We start from the raw sequence: 22567 nt of genomic DNA on the forward strand, positions 1-22567 counted from the left end.
GACTTCTCCAATGTTGTAGAGCCAACACAGGAGCTATATCAATAATGACAAATAACGATCCAAATAGGTGGCTACGCTACGATTCAGATAGGGATATCTCGCGACACAGCGCCACCAGCCCGCAGAAATGCCGGGATATGCAAAAGAAGTATGGCTGGAAACTGATCGACATTGAGGAAATCGAAAATAAGTACATTTTTGAAGTTGATTGTGTGTTCAAAGGGAAAACAGAATTTCCCAACTATCTCGAAGAAAAGGAGGAAGAGTAATGCAAAAATACATTGTTTTTCAAGCTGAGTCAGGTGAAGATGAAGGTTGGAGACAGAGAAAACTCCAACACAGCCAAGCTCTAACTTTTATAATTGCAGAAAACTGGGATTCTTCTCAGGAACCGATTCCTGAACCGGGATATCGCCCTGTAGAATTTGTGCGGGTGGAGTCAGAACACGATCCAAACGAGCACGCACACAATACTCATTATCGGGTGAGTGATTGGGAAGTTGTGCGGGTACAAACATACACGCCTGATATTCCAACTCCGATGAGCGATTATGATGTAATTGTGATGTGTTATTGTCGGTATAGCCCGATCGATGCTCCTCTGAAATCGATGCCGAAACGACAGGTATCGATCGATTCTTTTGATGGCGATGAGGTGGCTTACAAGCAATACTTGAAATCGGAAAAGAGCAAGAATTATCCGTCGTCAACTTAAGCGTCAAGTCCTTAATAATTCTCGCTTTTCCCAGAATTAATCAAGGCTTTACAGTTGGGGGATTAACAGCCGTAATTTCTGAATAACGAGCGAAATCAGCAATGTTAAAAGTTAGGATATGGGTTAAACCATGAACGAGCATAGCAGCAACTAGCCGCGCATCATGAACGTTGACACCCATAACCTTATATGTTATCACCAGTCGCTCCCATTCTTGATAAATGGCTTCGGTATCCAACAACAAAGGAAAAAGCTGTTTTAAACGATTAATTTCTGTCTCTGCTTCTGTTGCAGTACGTCCTAATCCATTTCTCTGGATTGGGCGTGTGCAGACGTTCCAAAACTCGATCAAATTTTGGGGTACGATATAAAGTTGTTCCCCGCGATCGCGCAAAGTAATCACGGCATTGACAGCATCAGGATTCATTGGGTGTGCTGGATCGATGCTACGAAGCAGTATGTTTGTATCTACGAGAAATGGCATTTAACCTCTGTCTCCATAAATGCTCTCTCTGCTAATAGCTTCATCTGAAAGAGTGGGAAGATTTAGGGTGCGATGACTGTCAACCCATTCCTGAAATGCTATTGACCATTCTGTTCGGGTAGCTGTTTCATAAAATGGACGTTGTTGAGGTTCTATTAGCCGTTTGAGCATCGCATCTAGTAATGGTTTAATCTGAGCCGGTGTACGGCTGGTAATTTTTACCAAAACTTGAGTAATAGTCTGTATGTCTTGTTGGTGAGATTGCTGAAGATTGTGCAGCATAATTATCCTTGAGTGCAAGTTTTTGGGCTGATGATGGCAAGGTCGATCGCACTTTTTAAATTGATTATCATATTATAACTCTCATAGGACTGACGCGCGGGGGCCAGAAACCGGGTTTTTTCGAGAATTCTTGGTTGTGATGCGTAGATGTGGCCAAAAACCCGGTTTTTTTGAAGGCTGACGCGCGGGGGCCAGAAACCGGGTTTTTTTGAGAATTCTTGGTTGTGATGCGTAGATGCGGCCAAAAACCCGGTTTCTTTGTCGGAGTGCGTAAATCCTGTGAACTTTTGGTGTAAGTTAACTGGACACATCCTCCTCCTGAATGCCGCGTCTTTACTACTTCGTATCGAGCTAACTGCTGACAGTATCCTCACGCAAATTATCGAGATATTCTTGCAGCGAATCGCGTCTATTGCGAATCGAAGCTCTATTAGGAGCAATAGCTAAAGATTGATTAAACATTTCCAGCGCCTCTTGCCAATTCTTGAGTGCTTCCTGTTCCTCAGATAATTTTGCCTGTAACACACCCAGTCCTAGCAGCGCATTCCCTTTGTTGGTGAGAGGACTGATAGAATCCGGTGCAATAAGTAAAGCAGAATTCAAGGCTGCGATCGCCTCACAGTAAGACTGTTTTGCCGCCTCAAATTCACTTAGCCCTGCTTGCAAATCACCCAGTCCTAGCAGCGCATTCCCTTTGTTGGTGAGAGGACTGATAGAATCCGGTGCAATAAGTAAAGCAGAATTCAAGGCTGCGATCGCCTCTGAGTAAGACTGTTTTGCCGCCTCAAATTCACTTAGCCCGGCTTGCAAATTACCCAGTGTTTGCAGTGCATTCCCTTTGTTGTTGAGAGTAGCGATATAATCCGGTGCAATAAGTAAAGCAGAATTCAAGGCTGCGATCGCCTCTGAGTAAGACTGTTTTGCCGCCTCAAATTCACTTAGCCCGGCTTGCAAACCACCCAGCCTTAGCAGCGCATTCCCTTTGTTGTTGAGAGGACTGATAGAATCCGGTGCAATAAGTAAAGCAGAATTACAGGCTGCGATCGCATCAGAGTAAGACTGTTTTGCCGCCTCAAATTCACTTAGCCCTACTTGCAAATCACCCAGACATCGCAGCGCATTCCCTTTGTTGTTGAGAGCAGCGATATCATTCGGTGCAATAAGTAAAGCAGAATTAAAGGCTGCGATCGCCTCACAGTAAGACTGTTTTGCCGCCTCAAATTCACTTAGCCCGGCTTGCAAATTACCCAGTGTTTGCAGTGCATTCCCTTTGTTGTTGAGAGTAGCGATAGAATCCGGAGCAATAACTAAAACAGAATTCAAGGCAGCGAGCGCCTCTGAGTAAGACTGTTTTGCCGCCTCAAATTCACTTAGCCCTGCTTGCAAATCACCCAGACATCGCAGCGCAATCCCTTTGCTGTTGAGAGCAGCGAGATCATCCGGTGCAATAACTAAAGCAGAATTAAAGGCAGCGATCGCCTCACAGTAAGACTGTTTTGCCGCCTCAAATTCACTTAGCCATGATTGCAAATCACCCAGACATCGCAGCGCAATCCCTTTGTTGTTGAGCGTAGCTTCATCATCCGGAGTTAGGATGAGTTTGTGTTCGTAAGCTGCAACAGCCTCTAAATATTCCTGTTTTGCCTCTGCGTATCGAGCCAACTGAGCATAGTAATCTCCCTCCGATTCTGAAATTCTGCCAAGCCGAAAATAACTTTTAATCCACAACTCACTTCTAACTCCCAGCAGCGACTCGCATTCCCCGTAACGACTTTTTTCTAACGCTTCCTCAAACACCTCTACCCATTCATCTACACCCCGCTGCCAATCCAAGCGATTAGCATGATAAATTGCCTCAGCTACATCCCCCAATTCCCGGTAATACCCCTCTAAAACTTCATGAGCTCTGCGAGTTTTCTGGTTATCCCGATCGGCATCCAAGCGCCGCAATAAATCATGAATCCGATACCAATTATCACCCCGCTTTTCCGATTTCCACACAAAGGAAAAACTTGTCAAAACCTCAAAATTTGCACTACTTACCAGGAAGTGACAACGCGCTCCCAATTTCATGTACAAATCCTCATCAAAAGCGCGACAAGCACTCAGCGAATGCACCGCAAAGCGAACTTCCCTATCGACATATTTGAGCAAGAGATCTATTAACTCCGCAGTCTTATTTTCCAACTTCGGAATCCGCGCAAAATCCGACGCCAGCAACTCAATTCCCCGCCTTCTTTCTGCCAGCACCACATCCGCGCACAAACCCAAATAAAACGGATGTACCTGCAAATTCTCCCAACTCTCATCAGGATTGACGCTGGCATATTTAATCACAGCATCAGCCAAATCAGCCTTATCAATCTCCACTTTATGCAAGTAATCCCTAGCATCGGCGGAAGACAAATGCCAAACCAATTGTGCATCTATCAAATGTTCGGGGATTTCAGACTTCGACGCATTGGGCCACCGCAGTTGGGTGACTGGACAATCACGCCCCGCCACAGCAACCACAATTCCCAATTTGTAATCCAATGCCCTCAATAACCGCCGAAACCACTCATCTTGATACCAAAAAGTTGCGCCTTGAGAATTGCGTTTTTCATCCCACATTTTCTCGTGAGTGTCAAACAGCATCACGAGGCGTTCTGGTTTGTGTTTCCCAACCATTGCCGCATTCAAATCCGCGGCAAACAATTTCGGCAAACAGTCGATTAATTCAGTATCAATATCTTTGCGGCGAATTTCATCTGCTTTTTCGTCGCTGACACCCAAGCGAGTTTGAATTAATTTCATCGCTCCCTTAATGCCGCTCAATTTAAGTATACCTTTAATCACGGCTACACCTTGCGCCACCACCGGAAATTCCGCGATAGTTTCAATGGCAGGTGTCACCAATTGAATGACATCATCGGGGAAAAGTTGGCTGAGAGTTGCGTCAGACTCGCCTTTGTTCAGCAAATACCAAAAGCAAGCAAAATCATAATTGGGAAATTTAAATTTATATTTCTTGGTGGCTGCTGCGACATTTCGCCGCAACATCAGTAAGCCGTAAAATCTATCTTGCGGTTTATCTTCCTTAATCGGTATCAATCCGAAATCGTGTCTGACTGCGGGGATGGGAGTGTAGGTTTTAGGTGCGGCATGGCGGACAAAATTAGCAACTTCGGCCGCCCTTGATTCTGGGAGTGCGCGCCATTGTTGCCAAACCTGCGGCGAAAATCTTTTGCAGCAGTGATATTCCAAGTGTTTTAGCAGCAATGACTTGCCGTTGCCTCCATCCCCGAAAAAGTACAAAATTTTTGCGGGAGAGGGGTCATCGTTTAAATAAGAGGCAAATCGTTGGGTAAATTCGTGTCTGTCTGTGAAGAGTTGCAGTTTGCGATCGTCACTAATATATTCACTTTCAAAGTCTTCGTCGTCGATCGGCATATTTGTTCGGGTGTGGTGTGATTTTATTATATCACTCGGTTCACCCGGCGGTTGAAACCGCGTCTACACGAACAAAGTCCGCCTCCGCGGACTAAAGAGAATTATGAGTGAATCACCGATTTAAATGAGCGGTTGAAATCGCCGAATTAACTGCAAGAACTAATGACAGCGAAATAGATCTGTGTTAAAACCGTAATCTATCGATCGCCCAAGCTATCCTAGACAAGACGCAAGCGCAATCACAGTTATGGCATCTCCAAACAATCAAAATTCGGCGGATTCATCTCTGAAACAGTCTCTAGAGGCTGGGTTAGCTGCTTTGAAACAAAAAGATTACCAAAGCGCGATCGCCCTTTTGGAATCCGTCAGCCAAACCGCAGCAAATCAACCGCCCGGAATCCGCGCCCAAATGGGATTGGTGGCGGCGTACAAAGCAACGGGTAATCTCAAAAGCGCGATCGCCCTTTGCACGTCTCTCACCAAAATCCCCAACACCCAAATCAAAACCTGGGCCGATCGCACTTTAACCGAATTAACCAAAGAATTAACTCCCCCAAAACCGCCGGAAACTACACCAGAAACTGGCTTTGTTGCCTTTGATTCACCAACAGAATCGGCTAAGAAAACGACAGACAAAAAAACCGGATTTTCACCCTTAGAGCCGACTGCCGCGCCAGCAAATACCAAATCGACACATATTTCACCGCCACCTCCACCCCCCAAACCGTCGAGAGAGGGCGGGCACGCACCATCCACCGCCCCTACAGAAACAGAAATTGATACAGAAACTAGCGGCGAAAACAGTTCCGGTTCCCCAACAGATATCCCCGGATTTATCAGCCCGGATACCTACGAACTTACTTGGCGCGAACCCGGGCGCACCAAAAATCCGCGCCCCCTCAAACCGCTAAAGTTGCTCAATTTTCGAGTGGAAGCTGTTGCAAGTGCGATCGCCCTATTTTTCCTGGCCCGATTAGTCTTACAATTCTTGCTGACAAACACCAATGCTCTATTAGTTCAGCTTTACATATTTACTAGATTGCCAATTTTTCAGCCAATTCAGCTTTTTTACCGAGATACAACACCCTTCCTCCAGTTTGTTTTCGGATTGCTTTTGGCGTCTTCTCCCTGGCTGATAGATGCGCTGCTAAAACTTTTTTGCGGTATCGAAAACCTGCGCGGCTCGGTTTTATCGAAGCACAGCAAAGAAGCTTCTCGGGTACTCCGCAGTTTTTGCACTAAGCAAAATATGCCAACTCCTGTGCTGAAACTTTTGCCGCTAAATGTTCCTGTGGCTTTCAGTTACGGCTGTTTGCCCCGTTTTGCTCGGATTGCTGTCAGTCAAGGGCTGTTAGATCAATTGACGGATGAGGAAATTGCCGCTATTTTGGCGCGGGAGTTGGCGCATATTTCTCACTGGGATTTTGCGCCGATGTCGCTGGCGGTGTTGGTGCTTCAGATTCCTTACCTTATATATTGGCAGACTGCATACTGGGGCGAGCGGTTGTGCGATTTAATGACGATCGACTTTTTTCGTCGTACTGTCAGAGTTGTCACCGCTGCAATTTCTGCCATTAGTTACGGAATTTATAAGTTACTGCGTTGGCCGATGTTTTGGTTGTCCCGTCGCAGAGTATATTTTAGCGATCGCACTTCCGCAGAAATTACCGGCAATCCCAACGGTTTGACGCGAGCACTGACTAAAATTGCGATCGGCATTGCTGCAAATATCGAACAACAAAAACAAACTAGCTTTTTCCTCGAAAGTTTCGATTTGTTGTTACCCGTCGGCGTCACACAAGCTGTAACCTTTGGTGGTGCTGCATTGCGCGCGCCCCTAAAACAGATTTTGCTGTGGGATGTCACCAATCCCGATCGCACTTTTTTGACCGTTAATAACACGCATCCTTTGATGGGAGAGCGTTTCAAGCTGTTGGAACTCTACGCTCAATTCTGGAAACTGGAAACTGAGTTAGATTTGGCGAGTCTGTCGCCGGAAAAACCCAAAACAGGAAAATTATCTCTGTTTAAATCCATACTCGAATTTAAAGACTCAAAACTATTTTTACAGGGTGCGCCGTTTTTTGGGATTCCGATGAGTTTGGCTATCGTCGGAGTGCTGTGGTTGATTAGCTGGATTTTTTCCAAAACGAGTATTTGGCAATTCGATTGGCTTTTGGGCGATAGATCCATTCTTTGGGGCTGTTTGCCGATCGGATTTTGTCTCGGTACTTTGCTGCGGATCAATCATTTTTTCCCCGACATTATTCCACGAAAAACCGCTTCGCCAAGTTTACCCGAAATTTTGTCAAATCCCGCAACTCTGCCCGTAGATGCTCAACCAGTGCAGCTTTCCGGGCAACTTTTGGGTAGGACTGGTATTGACAATTGGCTGGGACAGGATTTGATTTTGCAAACGGCGACGGGTTTGGTGAGGTTGCACTATGTTTCGACGATTGGCCCGATCGGCTCTTTATACCCATTTTTGCTCAAACAGACGACTCGCCCCAGCGATTTGATCGGAAAACCGGTTGTGGCGACTGGTTGGCTGCGTCGGGGTGCTACTGTGGCGATCGACCTGGAAACTCTCCGCAGTCAAGAAGGGCCCGTTAGTGATAGCGGACATCCGATTTGGTCTGCGATTTTGGCCTTTGCTGCTGCGATTTGGGGCGCGTACATCATTACCCAAGGCGGAAGATGAGACAAGGTACGTTGTTGCGCTTCAGCGCTCTTGTCTATATGAAAGAGCGCTAAAGCGCAACTACGTACCTTTAGAGATGGGTGTTGAGTTAAATAGCCCATGGGCGATCGATCGGGTATGTTGTTGCGCTTGGGCGCTCTTCTGATATATGAAAGAGCGCTGAAGCGCAACAACGTACCTTTATGGAATGTGACGGACAACCCCCAGCCGGACAACGGACAACTGTCAACTGTCAACCGATCTACCCTTCGTAAAGAAATGTTGCTTTTTTGCCAACACTCTGTTACATTTATTTACATGAATCGGATTGAACCAAATAGCGCAATAACTTCAGTTGGCTACAATCGCTAAGGCATTGCGTAAAAATTGTCAACCTCCCAACACAGCAAGTTCAGCCAGCCGCCTGTCGGCTGTTTTTTTTCGACAGCCTATTTAGCTCTGGGGGATAAATTCAGAAAAGTGATTCAGATACGGTTTTCGTTTAATACAGCATGAAATATTCCTGAATAACTAGCTCTGTTACCAAGGCTGTGATACCTTTAAAGAATGGTCGGACGCTGCCGGGCCCAATTTGAGGGATACCGGGTAAGTGAGTAGTCCTCAACATTAGGAGCGAGATTAGAAGTGAGGTAAGATTACTGGCTGAAAAAATGTTAGCGATTTTCTCCCTCACTGTATTAGACTGAATACTGGCATTCCGATCGCTCGCAATTGACATCCTTGGACATAAATTTCTACACGGCGCTGGCTATAAACATTCTGAATCAAAACCGAAAGCAAGTAATACAGAACAGCCAATAGCCTAAACATTTGAGTGATGACTAAAAGTTTACACAACAACCTGAGATTTAAAAGCTCTCTGCATTGGCGGTTCAGTTCCGGCACGATCAGAGTAAATCATCTTTTTGTTCTAAAAGGTGGGGGGAGCTGTCAAGGTTGGTGGGAGGAATGTGCAAATTCTGTGGTTATGCGGTGTTTCCCTGCGGTCAATATTGATTTGACTTCAGGTAATTTCGTTCGAGCAAACTAATTAAAATCCCAATCTGGAGGAATTTTTCATGTCTATTCGTCTTTATGTTGGTAATCTACCGAAGGAACTCGATCGCCTAGAACTGCAAGAAGTTTTTGCACCAGAAGGCGAATCTGTTACCACAAAGGTAATTACAGACCGCAAAACTGGTAAATGCAGGGGATTTGGTTTTGTGACGGTGCTAACCGACGAACAAGCAGATCAAGTTATTGAGAAATACAACGGCTTGATGTTCAAAGAAAACCCCCTGAAAATAGAGAAGGCATTGCCTCGCTCTAAGGGTAAATCTGAGAAGGGCGAAGACGATCAGCAACAGTCATCATCGCCTGCTGCCCCGCAGTTGGCATCATCGTCGCCGTCGCAACCAATCCCTGCACCTCAGCAACAGCAGCGCTCGGCTCCTCCTACCCAAGGTGGAGGTGGCGGTTCTAGCAAAAGCAATCGCCGTCGGGGTGACAACAACAAGTCTCGCCGCAATCAGTCAACAACAACGGTTTCGAGTGCTGATTCCGGTTCGGTGCAGCCAGATCCGCGCTGGGCGAGCGCTTTGGAAGAACTCAAGCAAAGATTGGTGGAAGCTCAGACTACTAATTAGTCGCAAAGGGCGGCTAATTGCTGCTATCTCTCGACTGCGGTTGAGTGATTTGAGTTGGAAGTGCGATCGAGAATTGGTCAAAAAGCCGAATTCTCGATCGCACTATTTTATTGCCAAAACCCCTTGAGATTGAGTATTTGTAGGGTGTGTCGCCTGGGTAAATCTCAAGCATTCAATGAAAAATCTGATAGCGACGCACCTTTTGCGATCGATAATCGCGAGTATTTGTAGGGTGTGTCGCCTGGGTAAATCTCAAGCATTCAATGAAAAATCTCCTGGCGACGCACCTTTTGCAATTTGAGATTGAGGGATTGATATCGTTTCCGGTTGTATCGGAATGATTTAACCGCAGAGGGCGCAGAGGGCACAGAGAGAGAAGATAGAGATGAATAGCAATGGAATCGGATTTGATATGATATCATGTCCGAGCGACTGACCCCAATAAGTAAGGTTTGTAGTGCGGACTTCAGTCCGCAGCATAAAGCGGACTGAAGTCCGCACTACAAACGGTTTTTGTGATGGTAATCAATCGGATTTGATATGAGGGATTAATTGTTCAATACTTTAACTTTCCCTCAATCCACGATAAGTCAAGTTTATTAAACTTCAGAGAATTCGATCGTCTCAATGAAATCAAAAATATTGTTCATAATGCCCTCAACCTCCGACTCAAGAGAACCCAATTCATCCTTGTCCTGATAAACTCGCTGACAACTTACCGTGTAGCAAAAATCGTCAACGATAAAAGCCATAAATCCCCGGTAAGCATCCAGCGCAGTAACTTGGTCATCATTATTTTGCACGCTAAGAGTTGCGCCTCCAGGCAAATCGACTACTGCAAAATAAGCTTGCTCATCTTCTAAATATTCGGTATAGAGTAAATCAGAGTTGGCAAATTTATCAAGAATTGTCTGCTCAATAAAATTGTTGAGAAACGGTCTGAGATATGCTAGTTCGCCCGCTGACTCGATGAATTCTTCGATATCGCTAGCAATCTGGAAATAATCAATTTTCAGCAAAACACCAAAGTCATCAGAAAATGCAACATAGCCATCTCCATCCTCTATTCTACCGCCTCGTTCCTTGTCAACAGGAATCGAAACCGTAAAATTGCCTTTAGCAGATAGGTACAACGGCTCCTCGACCTCGAAATCAGACTCTTCGATTTCTATTTGCGAGTATGCGTCAATTACATCCTCGATAATTTGCTTGGCTTCCTCATCGTCTACACCTAATACTCCTTGAAATTCCTTGAGAAAATCCCGGTGTTTTTTTGATACTTCATTGTCTGCGACAAACATTGCTACGGTGATGGCAAAAGTATCTAACACCAACTCATCTGGCAGCGATTCACAAGCCGTATTAAATAATCCTCCCAAACCATCTTCCGCGATGATATTTGCCAAATATTGCAACATTTCTGACATATCATCTTCCGAGAATTCAGCAAATATTTCTGAATCCCAAAGTATGCTTTCTAAGAGATCTGCATCGGCATCAGGGGAATTAGCCTCCGCAGCGACAAGTGCGATCGCCGCGACGGATTCCTCTAAACCCAAGGTGATTGAGGATTTATCTTTTGACTTGAATATTTTAGTAAAGTTGCTCATAGTTTTTGCTTGGCTAAAGAGTTTAGTTTTACGTTATGCTAGCGAGCATCTCATTTTTGCAAACAAGATTTTTTGACAATTTGGTATTAAAATTAGATGCGCGCTAGCTGATTACCAAGGACTGCCAATTAGTGTAAATCCGGCCCAAAATTTGGGATGAGATAAATCTGAATTTGGTACTTGTCCGGCCCGAGTAAGATCGATCGCCCTTTTTTGACTCCCCACCAACTTACCATCTTTAATCGCGACCTGTTGGCGAATCATCGTTAGTTGAGCTTGTCTGAGGGCTTCAGCCTTAATGGGAGCCGATCGCAAATTAGCATAAAACTCAGTCATCAGCCCCAAAGTCGCGAAATCATTAACTTTCCACAAACTCGCCAAAGCTGATTTTACACCGCTGCGGACTGCCAGTCCAGCAAAACCCATTTCTGCCTCACTATTGCCGATCGCAGTTTCGCACGCACTCAGCACCAATAACTGTACTTGCCTGCGATCGTACCACTTCGCCAACCGAAATTGATCCAGAGCCAAAGAGCGCTTCCACAAGTCAATCTCAGCCTCCTTGCGTCCGTTTTGATTGAGCGGAAAGCTAGCGTGAGTAGCTAGGTGAACAATGTCAAAAGGCTGTTGCTGTTGCTGTCGCTGTTTCGTGAGATTTTCCACGGTAAAATCTTGATTGAGAAAAGAGCGGCCGCGCCACAGCGGTAATTCACCAGCATTTTGGGTGTTGCTTGCGGTACCGGCGATCGCAGATAATTCGATCGGCACCGCACGCAACTTAGGTTTATTAGTATGGGGAAATAAGGAAGCGCCCATTGCTAAAACTTGAGCGTTTTTCAAACTTTGATAACTGGTATTAGTCAAGCTAACACTAGGAATTGAGCCGAGGCTGTACTTTTCTACTAGAAATTGCTTTCCGTCGTGCAAAGCTGCAATCGGTAATTGTCGCAAACCAGCATCGAAGGAAAAAACTAGCGTATCGATATTTAGTCCTTCTAAATCGGAACGAATCGGCGCAATTAACCACTGGTAAAGTTGCTGAGCATTTGCTAGATATTCTGCATCTTCCGAGTCATTGGGTTTAGCTAACGAGCGGTGAAACTCAGTGACTGTTGTTAGCAATCCTTTGCTCTGAACAGGAATATTTCTGATAATAGGAGGGCCGTCAGGAACTACTAACACTAGCCACAATTGTTCTAGACGGACGATCGCGTAAACGATCGCAGCTTGCTTCCCGGTTTCCTCTTTAATAGTTTTGAGAGTTTCTCTCAAATATTCAACCGTTATTTTTTTGTCGGTAAAATCTTCTTCATAATAATTTTCATAGTCTTGTTCAAACAGTTTGTCAATTAGGGGGACAGCTTCATTCGCATTGTTTCGATCTAAAGCTTGTTCAACGCTAAATCTGCTAATTTCTAAGGGGAAAAGATTGGGAATATTTGCGGGTGGGGGAGTTTGGGCTGCTGGAGTTGGTGCGGGAGTTGGAATTGGTGCTGGAGTTGGTGCTGGAGTTGGTGCTGGAGTTGGTGCTGGAGTTGGCTGCGGAGTTGGCGCTGGAGTTGGTGCTGGAGTTGGCTGCGGAGTAGTTTCGTCGGGAATGTTTGCCAAGGAATTAGGCTCGATTTCAGTAACTGGTGGCTCAATAGTAGGCGCAGGAGTAGGTGTTAAGATTATCCATCCGTCGGGTTTTTCGGAAAGAGAAGAGCTTGGCGGTGGCGGGTTTTCTGGCGGGTTTTCTGGAGGCGTTATTAAAGTGAGTTCTGCTGTTTTTTGAATAGGCGGTGGTGTGAGAGAGAAATTGTTTTGGGGATTATTAAATGCCCAATTAAAAGTTTGGCTTCCGGTTTGAGGATTTAGAGTGATACTGGTTTTTGCTCCTAATAAATCGCCAATTAAAAAGGCTAAATCTTGTTGCGGATTTTCGCTTTGGGCGGGTGCTGCTGCGACTGGAGAAATGGGTGCGGGAATGGGAGAGAAAGAGGGTGCAATTACAGGTGAAATTGCTGCTACAGGCGGATTGTAAGGCGATTGTAGGGGTGCGGGTGTTGGATTTGGTGCGATCGGGCTTGGAGGTGCGATCGGGCTGGGAGGTGCGATCGGGCTGGGGAGTGCGATCGGGCTGGGAGGTGCGATCGGGCTGGGAGGTGCGATCGGGCTGGGGAGTGCGATGGGAGGAATTGCGGGCGCGGCGGGTATGCGATCGGCAGCGCTTGGTATTGTTGGAAGTGACGGCTGTGTGCGGGTTGTACGGGGCGGCAGCGTGAAGAAATTGGTGTTTAGCAGTTCTTCGATGGGGGAAAGGTCGATCGGCGCGATTTCGGGTGTTGGGGATGGAGTTGGGGTTGCGGTTGCGATCGAGATTGCGGGTGTTTGGGATGCGATTTCGGGTGTTGGAGTTGGAGTTGGGGTTGCAATTTCGGGTGTTGGAGATGGCGTTGCGGCGGGGGATAAAGCCTGTGGTGGCTGGCGTCTGGGTATAAGTAAAGGTGCGGGGGATGCAGTAGTTGTTGGTGACGGAGTAGCAATCGCGATCGGGCCAAGCGCAGCAGTTGCAGGTTCAGGTGCTGGATTAGTTGCAAGTGCTGGAGTAGTTGCAGGTGCTGGAGTATTTGCTGGTACTGGAGTGGTTGCTGACGCTGGAGTGATTGCTGGCAAAGGCGACGGAGTAGTTGCAGGTGCAGGCGACGCAGTGCTTACAGGTGCTGGAGTGCTTGCAGGTGCAGGTGCTGGAGTGGTTGCAGGTGCTGGAGTGGTTGCAGGCGTTGGAGTGGTTGCAGGTGCAGGTGCTGGAGTGGTTGCAGGCCCAGGCGCAGGTGTTGGTGCAGGTGCAGGTGCAGGTGATGGCGCAGGCGCAGGTGTTGGTGCAGGCGCAGGTGCAGGCGCAGGCGCAGGTGTTGGTGCAGGCGCAGGTGCAGGCGCAGGCGCAGGTGTTGGTGTTACCGAAGGAGTCGGTGTTGCCGAAGGAATCGGTGTTGGTGATGGCTGAGGATTGAGTATCGATCGAACTTCAATCTTTTCTGTATCCTGTTTGTGTGTATAAAGATAGCTATTACCCGACGAAATTTTTGACTCAGCCGTGCTATTTCCCCGAGTAATAGCACCAAAAGTTCCATTAATTGTTGAATTTCCAACAATAAAAGGCGTCAGTCCATTACCGCCGTGACGCAGCAAAATTGTACCGCCTTTATCCCCAGCACCTCCAGCAGAGGAAATGCTAGCAACAACCCCATTTCTATCTGAAAAAGAATTGATTGCTCGGAAAAACTTTTCAGTCCAAACATAGATATTCCCACCCGTACCATTACCCAGGCTCTGACTGTCAATTTGATTGACAGTAATATTGCCACCAGCATTTAAAGTAACATTGCCACCATTACTAGCCGAACTTGAATTGAGATTACCTGCTTGAATTTCTCCTTTATCACTTGTGAGTGTAATTCCCGGCGCTGAGGTGATATTTTGGACAGTAATTTTATTTGTGGCGCGCACACTCAGAGCCACAGGAGTTGCAGGAATATCATCTTGAATATTGACACTGTTGAGAGGAGTCACGCTGCCGACTGGAGCCAAAAACCGCACAATCCCAGCCTCTGGCTTGACAGTCAGATTGTACGGCCCGTCAACTGTAGACTTAAAAGTAATGTCACCAGTCCCTTTAACACTGACCAATGTATCCCCTGTCAGAGAAATCGTACCATTGAAGTTAATATCATTGTTTTTGGTAGCGATATTACCTTTGTTAATACTTATATTATTTTTGGCATTAAAAGTCAGTTCACCACCATTTCCGCTGCCAGTAGCAATAGCATTGACAACGCTAATCGCTATATTACCAACAGGGCTGCTCAGAGTAATATTGCCACCAGTACCATTAGCAGAAGGAGCCGCTAATGCACCTTTGCTAGTATCAATATTACCGCTACTGCTAGTGATATTAATGCTACCGCTGTTTGCATTTACGCCACTTACCAGCAAGGCGATATCGGATGTAATAATATTGCTGGCAGCTTTGATAGTGATACTGCCGCCGCTATTGCCGCCAAGAGAGTTGATAATTCCCGCGGTAGTATTAACACTACCTCCGCTTTGCAAGCTAATATTTGCACCATTTAAGCTCCCCTGTGCATTAACACTGTTCGTGGAAATATTGCCCCCAGCTTGAAATGTAATTGTGCCTCCATTTCCATTCTGGCTTTGAGATAAAACTTGCTTAGCAGTAGAATCAATGGCTCCACTACAGGTAAAATTAATATTGCCACCATTGCCAATAGATTCAGTTGTCACAAGCCCAGTCGTAATATTACCCGCTGGTGCATTGAGGGTAAGATTGCCCCCGCTACCGCTAAGATTGGATGCCTGTAAAGCTCCCGATCTGGTTTGAATATTTCCTGTACGACTAAGAAAGTTAATATTTCCACCCAGGGGAGTTAGTGTTTTAGAAACAACAATTATATTGCCAGTTAAAATATCTTTAGCAGCCTCAAATCGAATATTGCCAGCCGCGCCGTTTCCACCCGTTATAGCCGCTATAGAATTTAATCCGCCTGCGGTGGTGTCAATTGTACCATTTTGGCTGGTAAAAATAATATCTCCAGCTCGTCCGCTACCGTTCTCTACCAGACTAATTACATCACGTGTAAGAATATTTTGATCCGCGCGAAAAATGATATTACCAGCATTGCCACCCGCACCATTAACAGAAGTAATCTCTGCTTTTCTAGTGTCGATAGAACCAGCATTACTCGTAAATTGGATTGTTCCACTCGTGCCGATACTTGAATAAGAATCGCTCGACAGAATAGAAGAATTAATGATAATATCTTGACCCGCAGTAAAAGTAATATTGCCGCCATTTTTGATGCCAACAGATACAATATAATCCCCGCCATTATTTATAGAGCCAGTTTGACTGACTATCGTAATATTACCCCCATTTCCTCCATTTTTATTGCCTGTTCTGGAATGAGCTTCAATCCCCTCATTTTTAATATTGCCAGCAGCTTTAATCGTAACTTGTCCGCCATTGCCACCATAGCCTCTAGCTTGCAATAAGCCAGTATTAATATTACCGTTTTGGCTGTTGATAGTAATATTTCCCCCTTGCCCCTCAATGCCCGTGAAAGAAGTTCCTCCATCAGAGTATATCTGGGCAGTAGTAACATTTCCAGTCGAATTAATCGAGACATTACCGCCAATTGTCCCAGAAGATCCAGTCACGAGAATCCTGGGTATATTAACGCTACCACCGCTAGTAATAGTGGCATCTTTACCGTTAGCGAGTATAGAGTTGACTGAAATATCACCAGTTGCTTGAAGAGTGACATTTCCTCCAATTTCTGAGATGCTCGCATCCGAGTATCCTGTTGTAGATAGTGTGCCGGCTGTGATGTTTCCACCCAGCGCTTGTAAGGTGATTGACCCTCCTTCTGTTTGGATAGTATCATTGGTATCAACAAATGTGATTCCGCCTGCCGTTGAAGAGATTCTCAGACTACCAGTAGTCAAAGGTAAGGCAACTAAATCTGCTTTGCCAGATACTACCCCAGTGATATTGTTAATAGTGATGCTTCCTGTTGCTTCTAAAACAACATTGGCATTAGCACCTTGGGCGCTAATTTGCCCCCAGCTAACAGTATTAGCACCAATGTTAGCATCACCAGCTAAAATTTTGCTATCCGGCTGTAGCCCCGGAATATCCTGAGTTGCATTCCCTACTACTTGATCGACAATAGTTAAAGTGGCTGGATCTAGCAACAAAGTGCCAAAAATGCCATTTGATGCCGAAGTATCTACTGTACCTCGAAATATCAGATTTTCCTTGCCAGACACTTCTACAAAGCCGCCGTTGCCAGAATTACTGCCGCCGCGAGCACTAATATTACCAGCAAAACCTGTCAATTCATTCGCCCAAACAATGACGCGGCCACCATCACCGTTTGTAATAGCATCAGCATTAATTGTGGAATCATTACTCACAAATGTCCGCAGCGCATTTGACACAGAACCTTGACCCTTATAATCACCGCCAACGCGCACGTTACCGCCGCCATTCATCCCCGAAGCGTTGATACTCGCATTCATCAAACCCACGCGGGAACCCAACACATTCACACTACCCCCCTTCTCCCCAGAGACATCAATATTACCACCAACAATTGCCGTCCCTGGATCGGTTGGCACTGTTGCCTCTGCACCTGTCAACTGTACAGTTCCATCATTGTTGACTGTCACTCCTGTTGCATTAATATCACTTTTTCCTGTCAGCAATTGGGGAATTGACCAAGCTGGAAATTGATAATTATTAATTGGAAATGAACCATTAGTAATCGGCTGAATCTCCAAACTCAATAAATTTCCTGGCTGACTAATTCTCACTAAGTTTTGACCGGGTACAGCAGCAACAATAATATTGCCTGCGGGTGCAGAAAGTTGTCCGGTACTCACAATCGTGCCGCCCAACAAAGTTAAATTCTGCCCCTGTTTCACAGCCAAACTGCCTAAATTGATAATTGCTCCCGGCTGTAAATTTGTAAAAGCAAAAGTGTTCGGACTTCCGACTAATTGTGCATAATTATTCGTACCAACAGCATTAAACCAGTTATTGCCGAAACCAATTCCTGTAGCAGTAGTCGCTGTGAAAGAACCGGGAATATCTAACCTCGCATTTGCACCGAAAACAATCCCCGCCGGATTCATTAAAAATAAATTAGCATTGCCGCCCGTAATTTGAATTAAGCCGTTAATTATCGAAGCATCGCCGCCGACAACGCGTCCTAAAATATTGCGGATACTGGGATTTGAGATAAAGTTAGCAGTTTGTCCTTGAGTTAAACCAAATTGTTGGAAACTGTGAAATAGATTTGTGCCGTCGCTGGATTGTTGACCACCTTGAATGTTGAACTGATTGCCATTTGGGGTGATTTGAGTATTCGTGCCGTCGGTGGCGGGGGTGATTTGGGCTGTGGCTGTTTGAGATTGGGTGAAAAGTCCTGTTTCCCAAGTTGCTAAGGTGCTGAAGGAGAGGAATGTTAGGAAAAATAGATTGTTTTTATCGGGTAATTTCATAGTTTTTGTTAGTAGATGATATTTTGCACCATCCGATAGTCCGCCAGGGGTTTAAACCCCTGGCTTATAGCGAAAGTCCTCTAAAGAGGACTGTAGAAAAACAGGGTTTTCGGTATGTAATTGCGCTTGGGCGCTGAGGCGAAACTATATATCTTTATTGAGTATGAAAGTTGTGCCATAATGATGAACCATTCAGTCCTCTTCAGAGGACTTTCGCTTTGAGGCAGGGGTTTAAACCCCTGGCGGAATTAACGTCACAGCGCTTTACTATTTCCTCTCTTCCCTCCTTTGCACATCTTGCAACTGCTTCCCTATTTTTTCTACCATCTGCACATCTCCCAAAGTTTGATATCCATCTTTTGCCAACTTCAAATACTGCATTGCTTCCAGATTCTCCCTCATAGATGAATGGACTTCTCCCAAACCGTAACGCGCGTCGGTTAGCTCTTCGATATCGTCCGGTTTGGCTCTACTAATCGCCTTTAAATAGTAGAATTTAGCCTGCGGCATCAGTTGCGATCGCCCTTGATACATTTCTCCCAACGTGCGGTAGATGGGCGCCGTCTCAAGTCCCGCTGCTGGTAAGCTTTCTAGGATTTCTATTGCTTCGGCAATCAAGTTGGCGCTACGATAAACTTGTGCGATCGCCAATTTCTGACTCGCTGCATTCGGTACTTGTTGCTCGATCGTCCGTACAGCCTCCTTAACCCCTTCAACCTCCTTCTCATCCAGCAAGCGAAACTCTGTATCCCCCTCCCCGAGAGGACTTTCCGAAGAAACCCCCGTATTCGCCTCCACAATCAACCTGTACTTAAAACCCGGTTTCAGCGCCGGTTCCCCCGGATACACCGCCTCAGTACCGTTAACCGTCATTTCCCAATTTAACTTCGCTTTATTTTCGAGAATGCTCAACTTATAGCTAGTCGCACCCGCAACCGGATTCCAGCGCAAAATTGGTTTATTTCCTAACAATTTCGTCCGCCTCGGACTAATTATATAAGGAATTGGCGCATTGTTCCAAACAATTTGATCGTCGCCGCGATCGGGACATTTAATTAAATTTTTATTGCACTCATCCTTCGACTTTTCCCTAGCCAACAAACAGGTATTTAATTGATTTTCACCCGCTTTGATTGACTTAATTCCTAAATCTGCACATTGAATCGTAATTTGTCCGTTTTGTGAAGTTTGCAGTTTGTCACCCGGATAAATCGGCGGGCGTTGCTTAATCATGGTATGAAAAAAATAAGTTTAAAATCCAAAACCTTTGTGGATACAGGTTTCTATGACAGACCTATTTAGCCTTTCATACCGTAAATCAGCAACGCCAAATCGGCGTACCCGCGCTGGGGCTAATATTTCTGCCATCTTGACGCTGTAGCTGCACTTCGCCGCTAATATTCAGGATTTGTCCGTTGGGTATTCTTGTCGTTGCTGCGATTGCTGGGGAAATTATCGGGTTTTTGGCGGATATTTTGGATGAATTGGTGTCAATTCCGAAGCGGGGCTGAGGCAAAATATCGATCGCAATTAACGTAAATGCGATCGCACTTGCACCCATAACAACAGTCGTCTGTTTTTTCATTGACTTTTTCCTATTATTGGTAAACGTTCCTTTGCCATTTGGATACATTCATCTTGTTCTGGTATACTGGGATTGGCAGATTTCAGCGTTTGTTGCCAATGTGTGAGTGCTTCTTGTGGTTTTCCTTTAGCTTCCAGTACCTGCGCTAAAAGGCATTGAGCTTCTGGAGTCTTATTGCTGAGAGATATTGCTTTTCTTAAGTCGGTTTCCGCTGCGTCGTATCGGTTTTGGTTGAAGCGCAGCCAGCCGCGATTCTTGAAACAAGCTGATTTCACTCCATCGTGTTTAGCAGTTTGAAGGCAAAGTGCGATCGCCTTTAAAACCTCTTCAGGTTTATTTTCCAGCAAGAAGGATTTGGATATTTGAGCGTGAGCTTCTGGAAGTCCCCGCCAGACTGCATTTTGCATTGATTCTCGCTCGCATTTGCGATCGCTTAATTCTCTACAAAGTTCGGATAAGTTATAGGAAGACTCGCCGTTAGTAGGATTGATTGATGCAGCTAGACTGTATGAAGCTTTCGCGATTAAAAATTGATTGTGGCGGTGGTTTTGCATCCCAAATGTGTTGATCGCAGATGCCAGATGCGGGCCGATGAGTGGATAGCCGATCGCCAAACCAGCTAAACTGATGCTGGTACGCTGCATAAATTTAGTTGGAATCGTAAATTGCGGGTGGTTTGGGCGATTCGCTACGGGATAGCTTCGCTTCACCGGGGCTACATCATCTGTCGGTGCAGCGAAAGGGCGATCGCACTTTAATTCTAATAATTTTAATCCCTCAAAAGTTGGATGCTGGCAAAGCATTGGTATGCCACTCGCACCGGGAAATTGATGTTCGTAGCGCAGTAAATCATTCTTAGCTTTTCGTACTGCTAAAAACAAAGGTTCTTTGAGGGCTAAATATCTAAACAAAGACTTCACAAATTCCTGGGCAATAAAATCCGGGATTGGCGCCCGCATCACAATCACTGATGGCAAAGAAATACCTTCTGTGACTAAATCTGCTGCTATACCCATGCTCGAACAAGAATTGAAAATTAGTAATTCCAATCCTTTCACAATAGCTCGTTTGAGACCTTCTTTAAAGTCTTGTACGGTGACAGTATTGTCTGCAACTTGTTGATTTATATATAGCAATCCGTTGGCACCATTGATATCGCTATCGCTGTGTCCCGCATAAAATAAAACTTGCCAGCCTTTTTCATCAAATAACTGGTTGCGTAACTCTTGGGAATTTGGTTCTTGAAGAAATTGTAAGTCGCAGCTATCGCCCAGATATTTGGTGATTTCTGTTGTATCTTTGCTGACATCAATTCCCTGGCTGTTGCCTAACACACACAAAATTCTGCCTCGCGAACTTAGAGGTATTCCCCCTATCATTGTCTCTTGGGGAACTTTTGCATATTCAGGGGAACTGCCGATAATTTCACAGTTATTGTAGTCTTCGCGAAATTGCCACACATCCCAAGGTAACTGCCAAATCTCAGAGTTATTGCACTCCAAAAATATTTCAACTAATTCGTCTCGATTGCTAATTTCTGTTCTGAGTTTTACCTCTATTTTTCTGTAAAACTCATCAGCACTCAACCACTTGTTCATCTCTTTTTTCAAACCTTCATAGATAATATTAGGCTTGTCTTCAGAGATATTTGTTTTGCCCGCAGGCTTGATTTTGATTCGAGAACTGCTTCTGTGATGTTGGGTGGCGCGACAACTCACTTTCCACCTTTTGTGCAACTCGTAAACCTCAGGTGCTGGCAGCAAGCTTCCTAAATATTGAGCGACAGTTTCTCCTTGCTTTTTTAACTCCGCTGTCACGCAAGAAAAGCCTTTTTGAAAATCCCCCGATCCCAAAGCCAATATGACTGTACTGCTCATAAATTGGATGTCGTTGCAGTTAATCAAAATATCATACCACAAAATTTTCCGTTATGGTAAAATCATCTAAAGCTACTCGAATAGTAAAGCTTTCTTCTGGGTCTACGTAAAAATCGTTGAGCAAAATGCACTTATTCTGAACAGTTGATTTTACTTCATGTAAATTTTCTCCTATATCAGAGATTAAGGACAATTTAATATTGTTTGGCAAGTAACGATCGCCGATCGCCGGATGCAACTGAACGTGTACTCTGACAGTGCGATCGCTATCTTCGGCAATCCCCACCAACAACGCAACAGTTGTCCTACCCAAACGCATTCCCAAATCAATCAACTTTGCCCGCACGATATCCGCTTCGGGAAACATATCGATACTGCTTTGATGTCCGCGTGAAGTATTTTGCGATCGGGCATTTCCACCACTTCGGAATACAAAAGCTGGGTTTTCATCACGAAAAATTCGACTTTCTAAATTTTGTTTGCCTTCCTCAAATTTATGCCAGTTCGTTTCTGCAACATTCTTTAACCACTTGCGTAAATTAGATTTGACCGGATTTTCAATCTCAGTCGGTTCAGTCTCGGGCTGCGGATCGAATATCGATTCAACAGACTCCCAATCCGATGTAAATATATTCTCCAACCACTGACGCAGATCCACTTTAGATTCATAGATTGTTTCAAGGTGAAGCAAGAAGTCATCCAGAGGATGTAAATCTCTCAATACTAATTCACCTGAATCCGCCGTCGGAGAAAATCCCAGCAATCTTGCTTCCTTTTCATCTTCATCAATTTCTACTACAATATAACCAAGCCGTTCCTCCCTAGCTTCGGGAGGGACGCGACAGATTTCAGGTAAATTTGTCGCGGAATTTTCATTGCCATTTTCTCCCTGTTTGTGTTCGGCCTTAATTGGACGGCACTCAATTTTACCCAACCCTTTAATATATAAATCTGCCACATTCTCAAACAGGCGAACTACTGGATTCCAGCTATCGCATTGAGTTAAATCAGTTTCAATATCTAATATTTTTAAATAATCGGCAACTACCAACACAGCCAAAGTATTCAGATAAATCTGTTCTACTTTTTGCGGGTATTGGTGTTCGCAAGCAAATTGCCATGCTAGAGCAATTGCCTTTTGGGTAATTGGCATTGGCAATGATTGGGTTGTAGTAGTATTGTTCTTCATTT

At 45.2% G+C, this 22567-nt stretch carries 16 protein-coding genes and 1 pseudogene; 6 read left to right on the plus strand and 11 right to left on the minus strand.

The genetic code is table 11. From position 1 onward, the window contains the following. The first annotated feature begins 44 nt into the window (after nucleotides 1-44). The gene (locus QZW82_RS12870; protein ID WP_293148666.1) at nucleotides 45-269 is read left to right on the plus strand and encodes a hypothetical protein; all 225 of its coding nucleotides are present in this window, start codon (nucleotides 45-47) and stop codon (nucleotides 267-269) included. Continuing rightward, entirely contained in the window at nucleotides 269-715 is a 447-nt protein-coding gene (locus QZW82_RS12875) for a hypothetical protein (RefSeq protein ID WP_293148667.1), read from the plus strand. The genes QZW82_RS12870 and QZW82_RS12875 overlap by 1 nt, the downstream gene beginning before the upstream one ends. A gap of 40 nt (nucleotides 716-755) precedes the next feature. On the opposite strand, the gene QZW82_RS12880 is transcribed toward QZW82_RS12875, so the two are convergent. From QZW82_RS12880 to QZW82_RS12890, 3 genes are all read right to left on the minus strand, one after another. Continuing rightward, nucleotides 756-1199, minus strand: a complete 444-nt coding sequence (locus tag QZW82_RS12880; protein WP_293148669.1) for a type II toxin-antitoxin system VapC family toxin — start codon at nucleotides 1197-1199, stop codon at nucleotides 756-758. Further along, the gene (locus QZW82_RS12885; protein WP_293148671.1) at nucleotides 1200-1481 is read right to left on the minus strand and encodes a hypothetical protein; all 282 of its coding nucleotides are present in this window, start codon (nucleotides 1479-1481) and stop codon (nucleotides 1200-1202) included. Nucleotides 1482-1832: 351 nt separating this feature from the next. Further along, on the minus strand, nucleotides 1833-4913 hold the full coding sequence (locus QZW82_RS12890; protein ID WP_293148673.1) for a hypothetical protein: 3081 nt from the start codon (nucleotides 4911-4913) through the stop codon (nucleotides 1833-1835). Between the two features lie 247 nt (nucleotides 4914-5160). Here QZW82_RS12890 and QZW82_RS12895 point away from each other — a divergent pair, with 247 nt between their 5' ends. The 3 genes from QZW82_RS12895 to QZW82_RS12905 all read left to right on the plus strand — a co-directional run bounded on the left by QZW82_RS12895 (nucleotide 5161) and on the right by QZW82_RS12905 (nucleotide 9239). After that, nucleotides 5161-7614, plus strand: a complete 2454-nt coding sequence (locus tag QZW82_RS12895; RefSeq protein ID WP_293148675.1) for a zinc metalloprotease HtpX — start codon at nucleotides 5161-5163, stop codon at nucleotides 7612-7614. A gap of 99 nt (nucleotides 7615-7713) precedes the next feature. Next, entirely contained in the window at nucleotides 7714-7965 is a 252-nt protein-coding gene (locus tag QZW82_RS12900; RefSeq protein WP_293148677.1) for a hypothetical protein, read from the plus strand. Between the two features lie 707 nt (nucleotides 7966-8672). Continuing rightward, the gene (locus tag QZW82_RS12905; RefSeq protein WP_293148679.1) at nucleotides 8673-9239 is read left to right on the plus strand and encodes an RNA-binding protein; all 567 of its coding nucleotides are present in this window, start codon (nucleotides 8673-8675) and stop codon (nucleotides 9237-9239) included. Nucleotides 9240-9252: 13 nt separating this feature from the next. Here the strand turns inward: QZW82_RS12905 and QZW82_RS12910 are convergent, their stop codons facing one another. The 3 genes from QZW82_RS12910 to QZW82_RS32240 all read right to left on the minus strand — a co-directional run bounded on the left by QZW82_RS12910 (nucleotide 9253) and on the right by QZW82_RS32240 (nucleotide 14428). Then, on the minus strand, nucleotides 9253-9411 hold the full coding sequence (locus QZW82_RS12910) for a hypothetical protein (RefSeq protein WP_293148684.1): 159 nt from the start codon (nucleotides 9409-9411) through the stop codon (nucleotides 9253-9255). A gap of 427 nt (nucleotides 9412-9838) precedes the next feature. Continuing rightward, entirely contained in the window at nucleotides 9839-10849 is a 1011-nt protein-coding gene (locus QZW82_RS12915; protein ID WP_293148686.1) for a hypothetical protein, read from the minus strand. Nucleotides 10850-10960: 111 nt separating this feature from the next. After that, on the minus strand, nucleotides 10961-14428 hold the full coding sequence (locus tag QZW82_RS32240) for a CHAT domain-containing protein (RefSeq protein ID WP_366665014.1): 3468 nt from the start codon (nucleotides 14426-14428) through the stop codon (nucleotides 10961-10963). A 453-nt stretch (nucleotides 14429-14881) separates the two neighbouring features. Here QZW82_RS32240 and QZW82_RS32245 point away from each other — a divergent pair, with 453 nt between their 5' ends. Next, complete coding sequence (locus tag QZW82_RS32245) at nucleotides 14882-14962, plus strand: hypothetical protein (RefSeq protein WP_366665015.1); 81 nt, start codon at nucleotides 14882-14884, stop codon at nucleotides 14960-14962. Between the two features lie 2226 nt (nucleotides 14963-17188). Here QZW82_RS32245 and QZW82_RS32250 read toward each other — a convergent pair. From QZW82_RS32250 to QZW82_RS12940, 5 genes and pseudogenes are all read right to left on the minus strand, one after another. Continuing rightward, nucleotides 17189-17914 (minus strand): annotated as a pseudogene (locus QZW82_RS32250) (filamentous hemagglutinin N-terminal domain-containing protein); the annotation flags it as partial. Nucleotides 17915-18181: 267 nt separating this feature from the next. Beyond that, the gene (locus QZW82_RS12925) at nucleotides 18182-19147 is read right to left on the minus strand and encodes a hypothetical protein (RefSeq protein ID WP_293148690.1); all 966 of its coding nucleotides are present in this window, start codon (nucleotides 19145-19147) and stop codon (nucleotides 18182-18184) included. Nucleotides 19148-19232: 85 nt separating this feature from the next. Further along, the gene (locus QZW82_RS12930) at nucleotides 19233-19499 is read right to left on the minus strand and encodes a hypothetical protein (RefSeq protein WP_293148692.1); all 267 of its coding nucleotides are present in this window, start codon (nucleotides 19497-19499) and stop codon (nucleotides 19233-19235) included. After that, a complete protein-coding gene (locus QZW82_RS12935; RefSeq protein WP_293148693.1) occupies nucleotides 19496-21376 on the minus strand; it encodes a CHAT domain-containing protein in 1881 nt (626 codons plus the stop codon). The genes QZW82_RS12930 and QZW82_RS12935 overlap by 4 nt, the downstream gene beginning before the upstream one ends. 31 nt (nucleotides 21377-21407) lie before the next feature. Beyond that, complete coding sequence (locus QZW82_RS12940) at nucleotides 21408-22565, minus strand: DUF1822 family protein (RefSeq protein WP_293148695.1); 1158 nt, start codon at nucleotides 22563-22565, stop codon at nucleotides 21408-21410. Between the last annotated feature and the right edge of the window lie 2 nt (nucleotides 22566-22567).

Origin of the sequence: Microcoleus sp. bin48.metabat.b7b8b9.023 (assembly GCF_013299185.1) — a bacterium.
Classification (GTDB): domain Bacteria; phylum Cyanobacteriota; class Cyanobacteriia; order Cyanobacteriales; family Microcoleaceae; genus Microcoleus.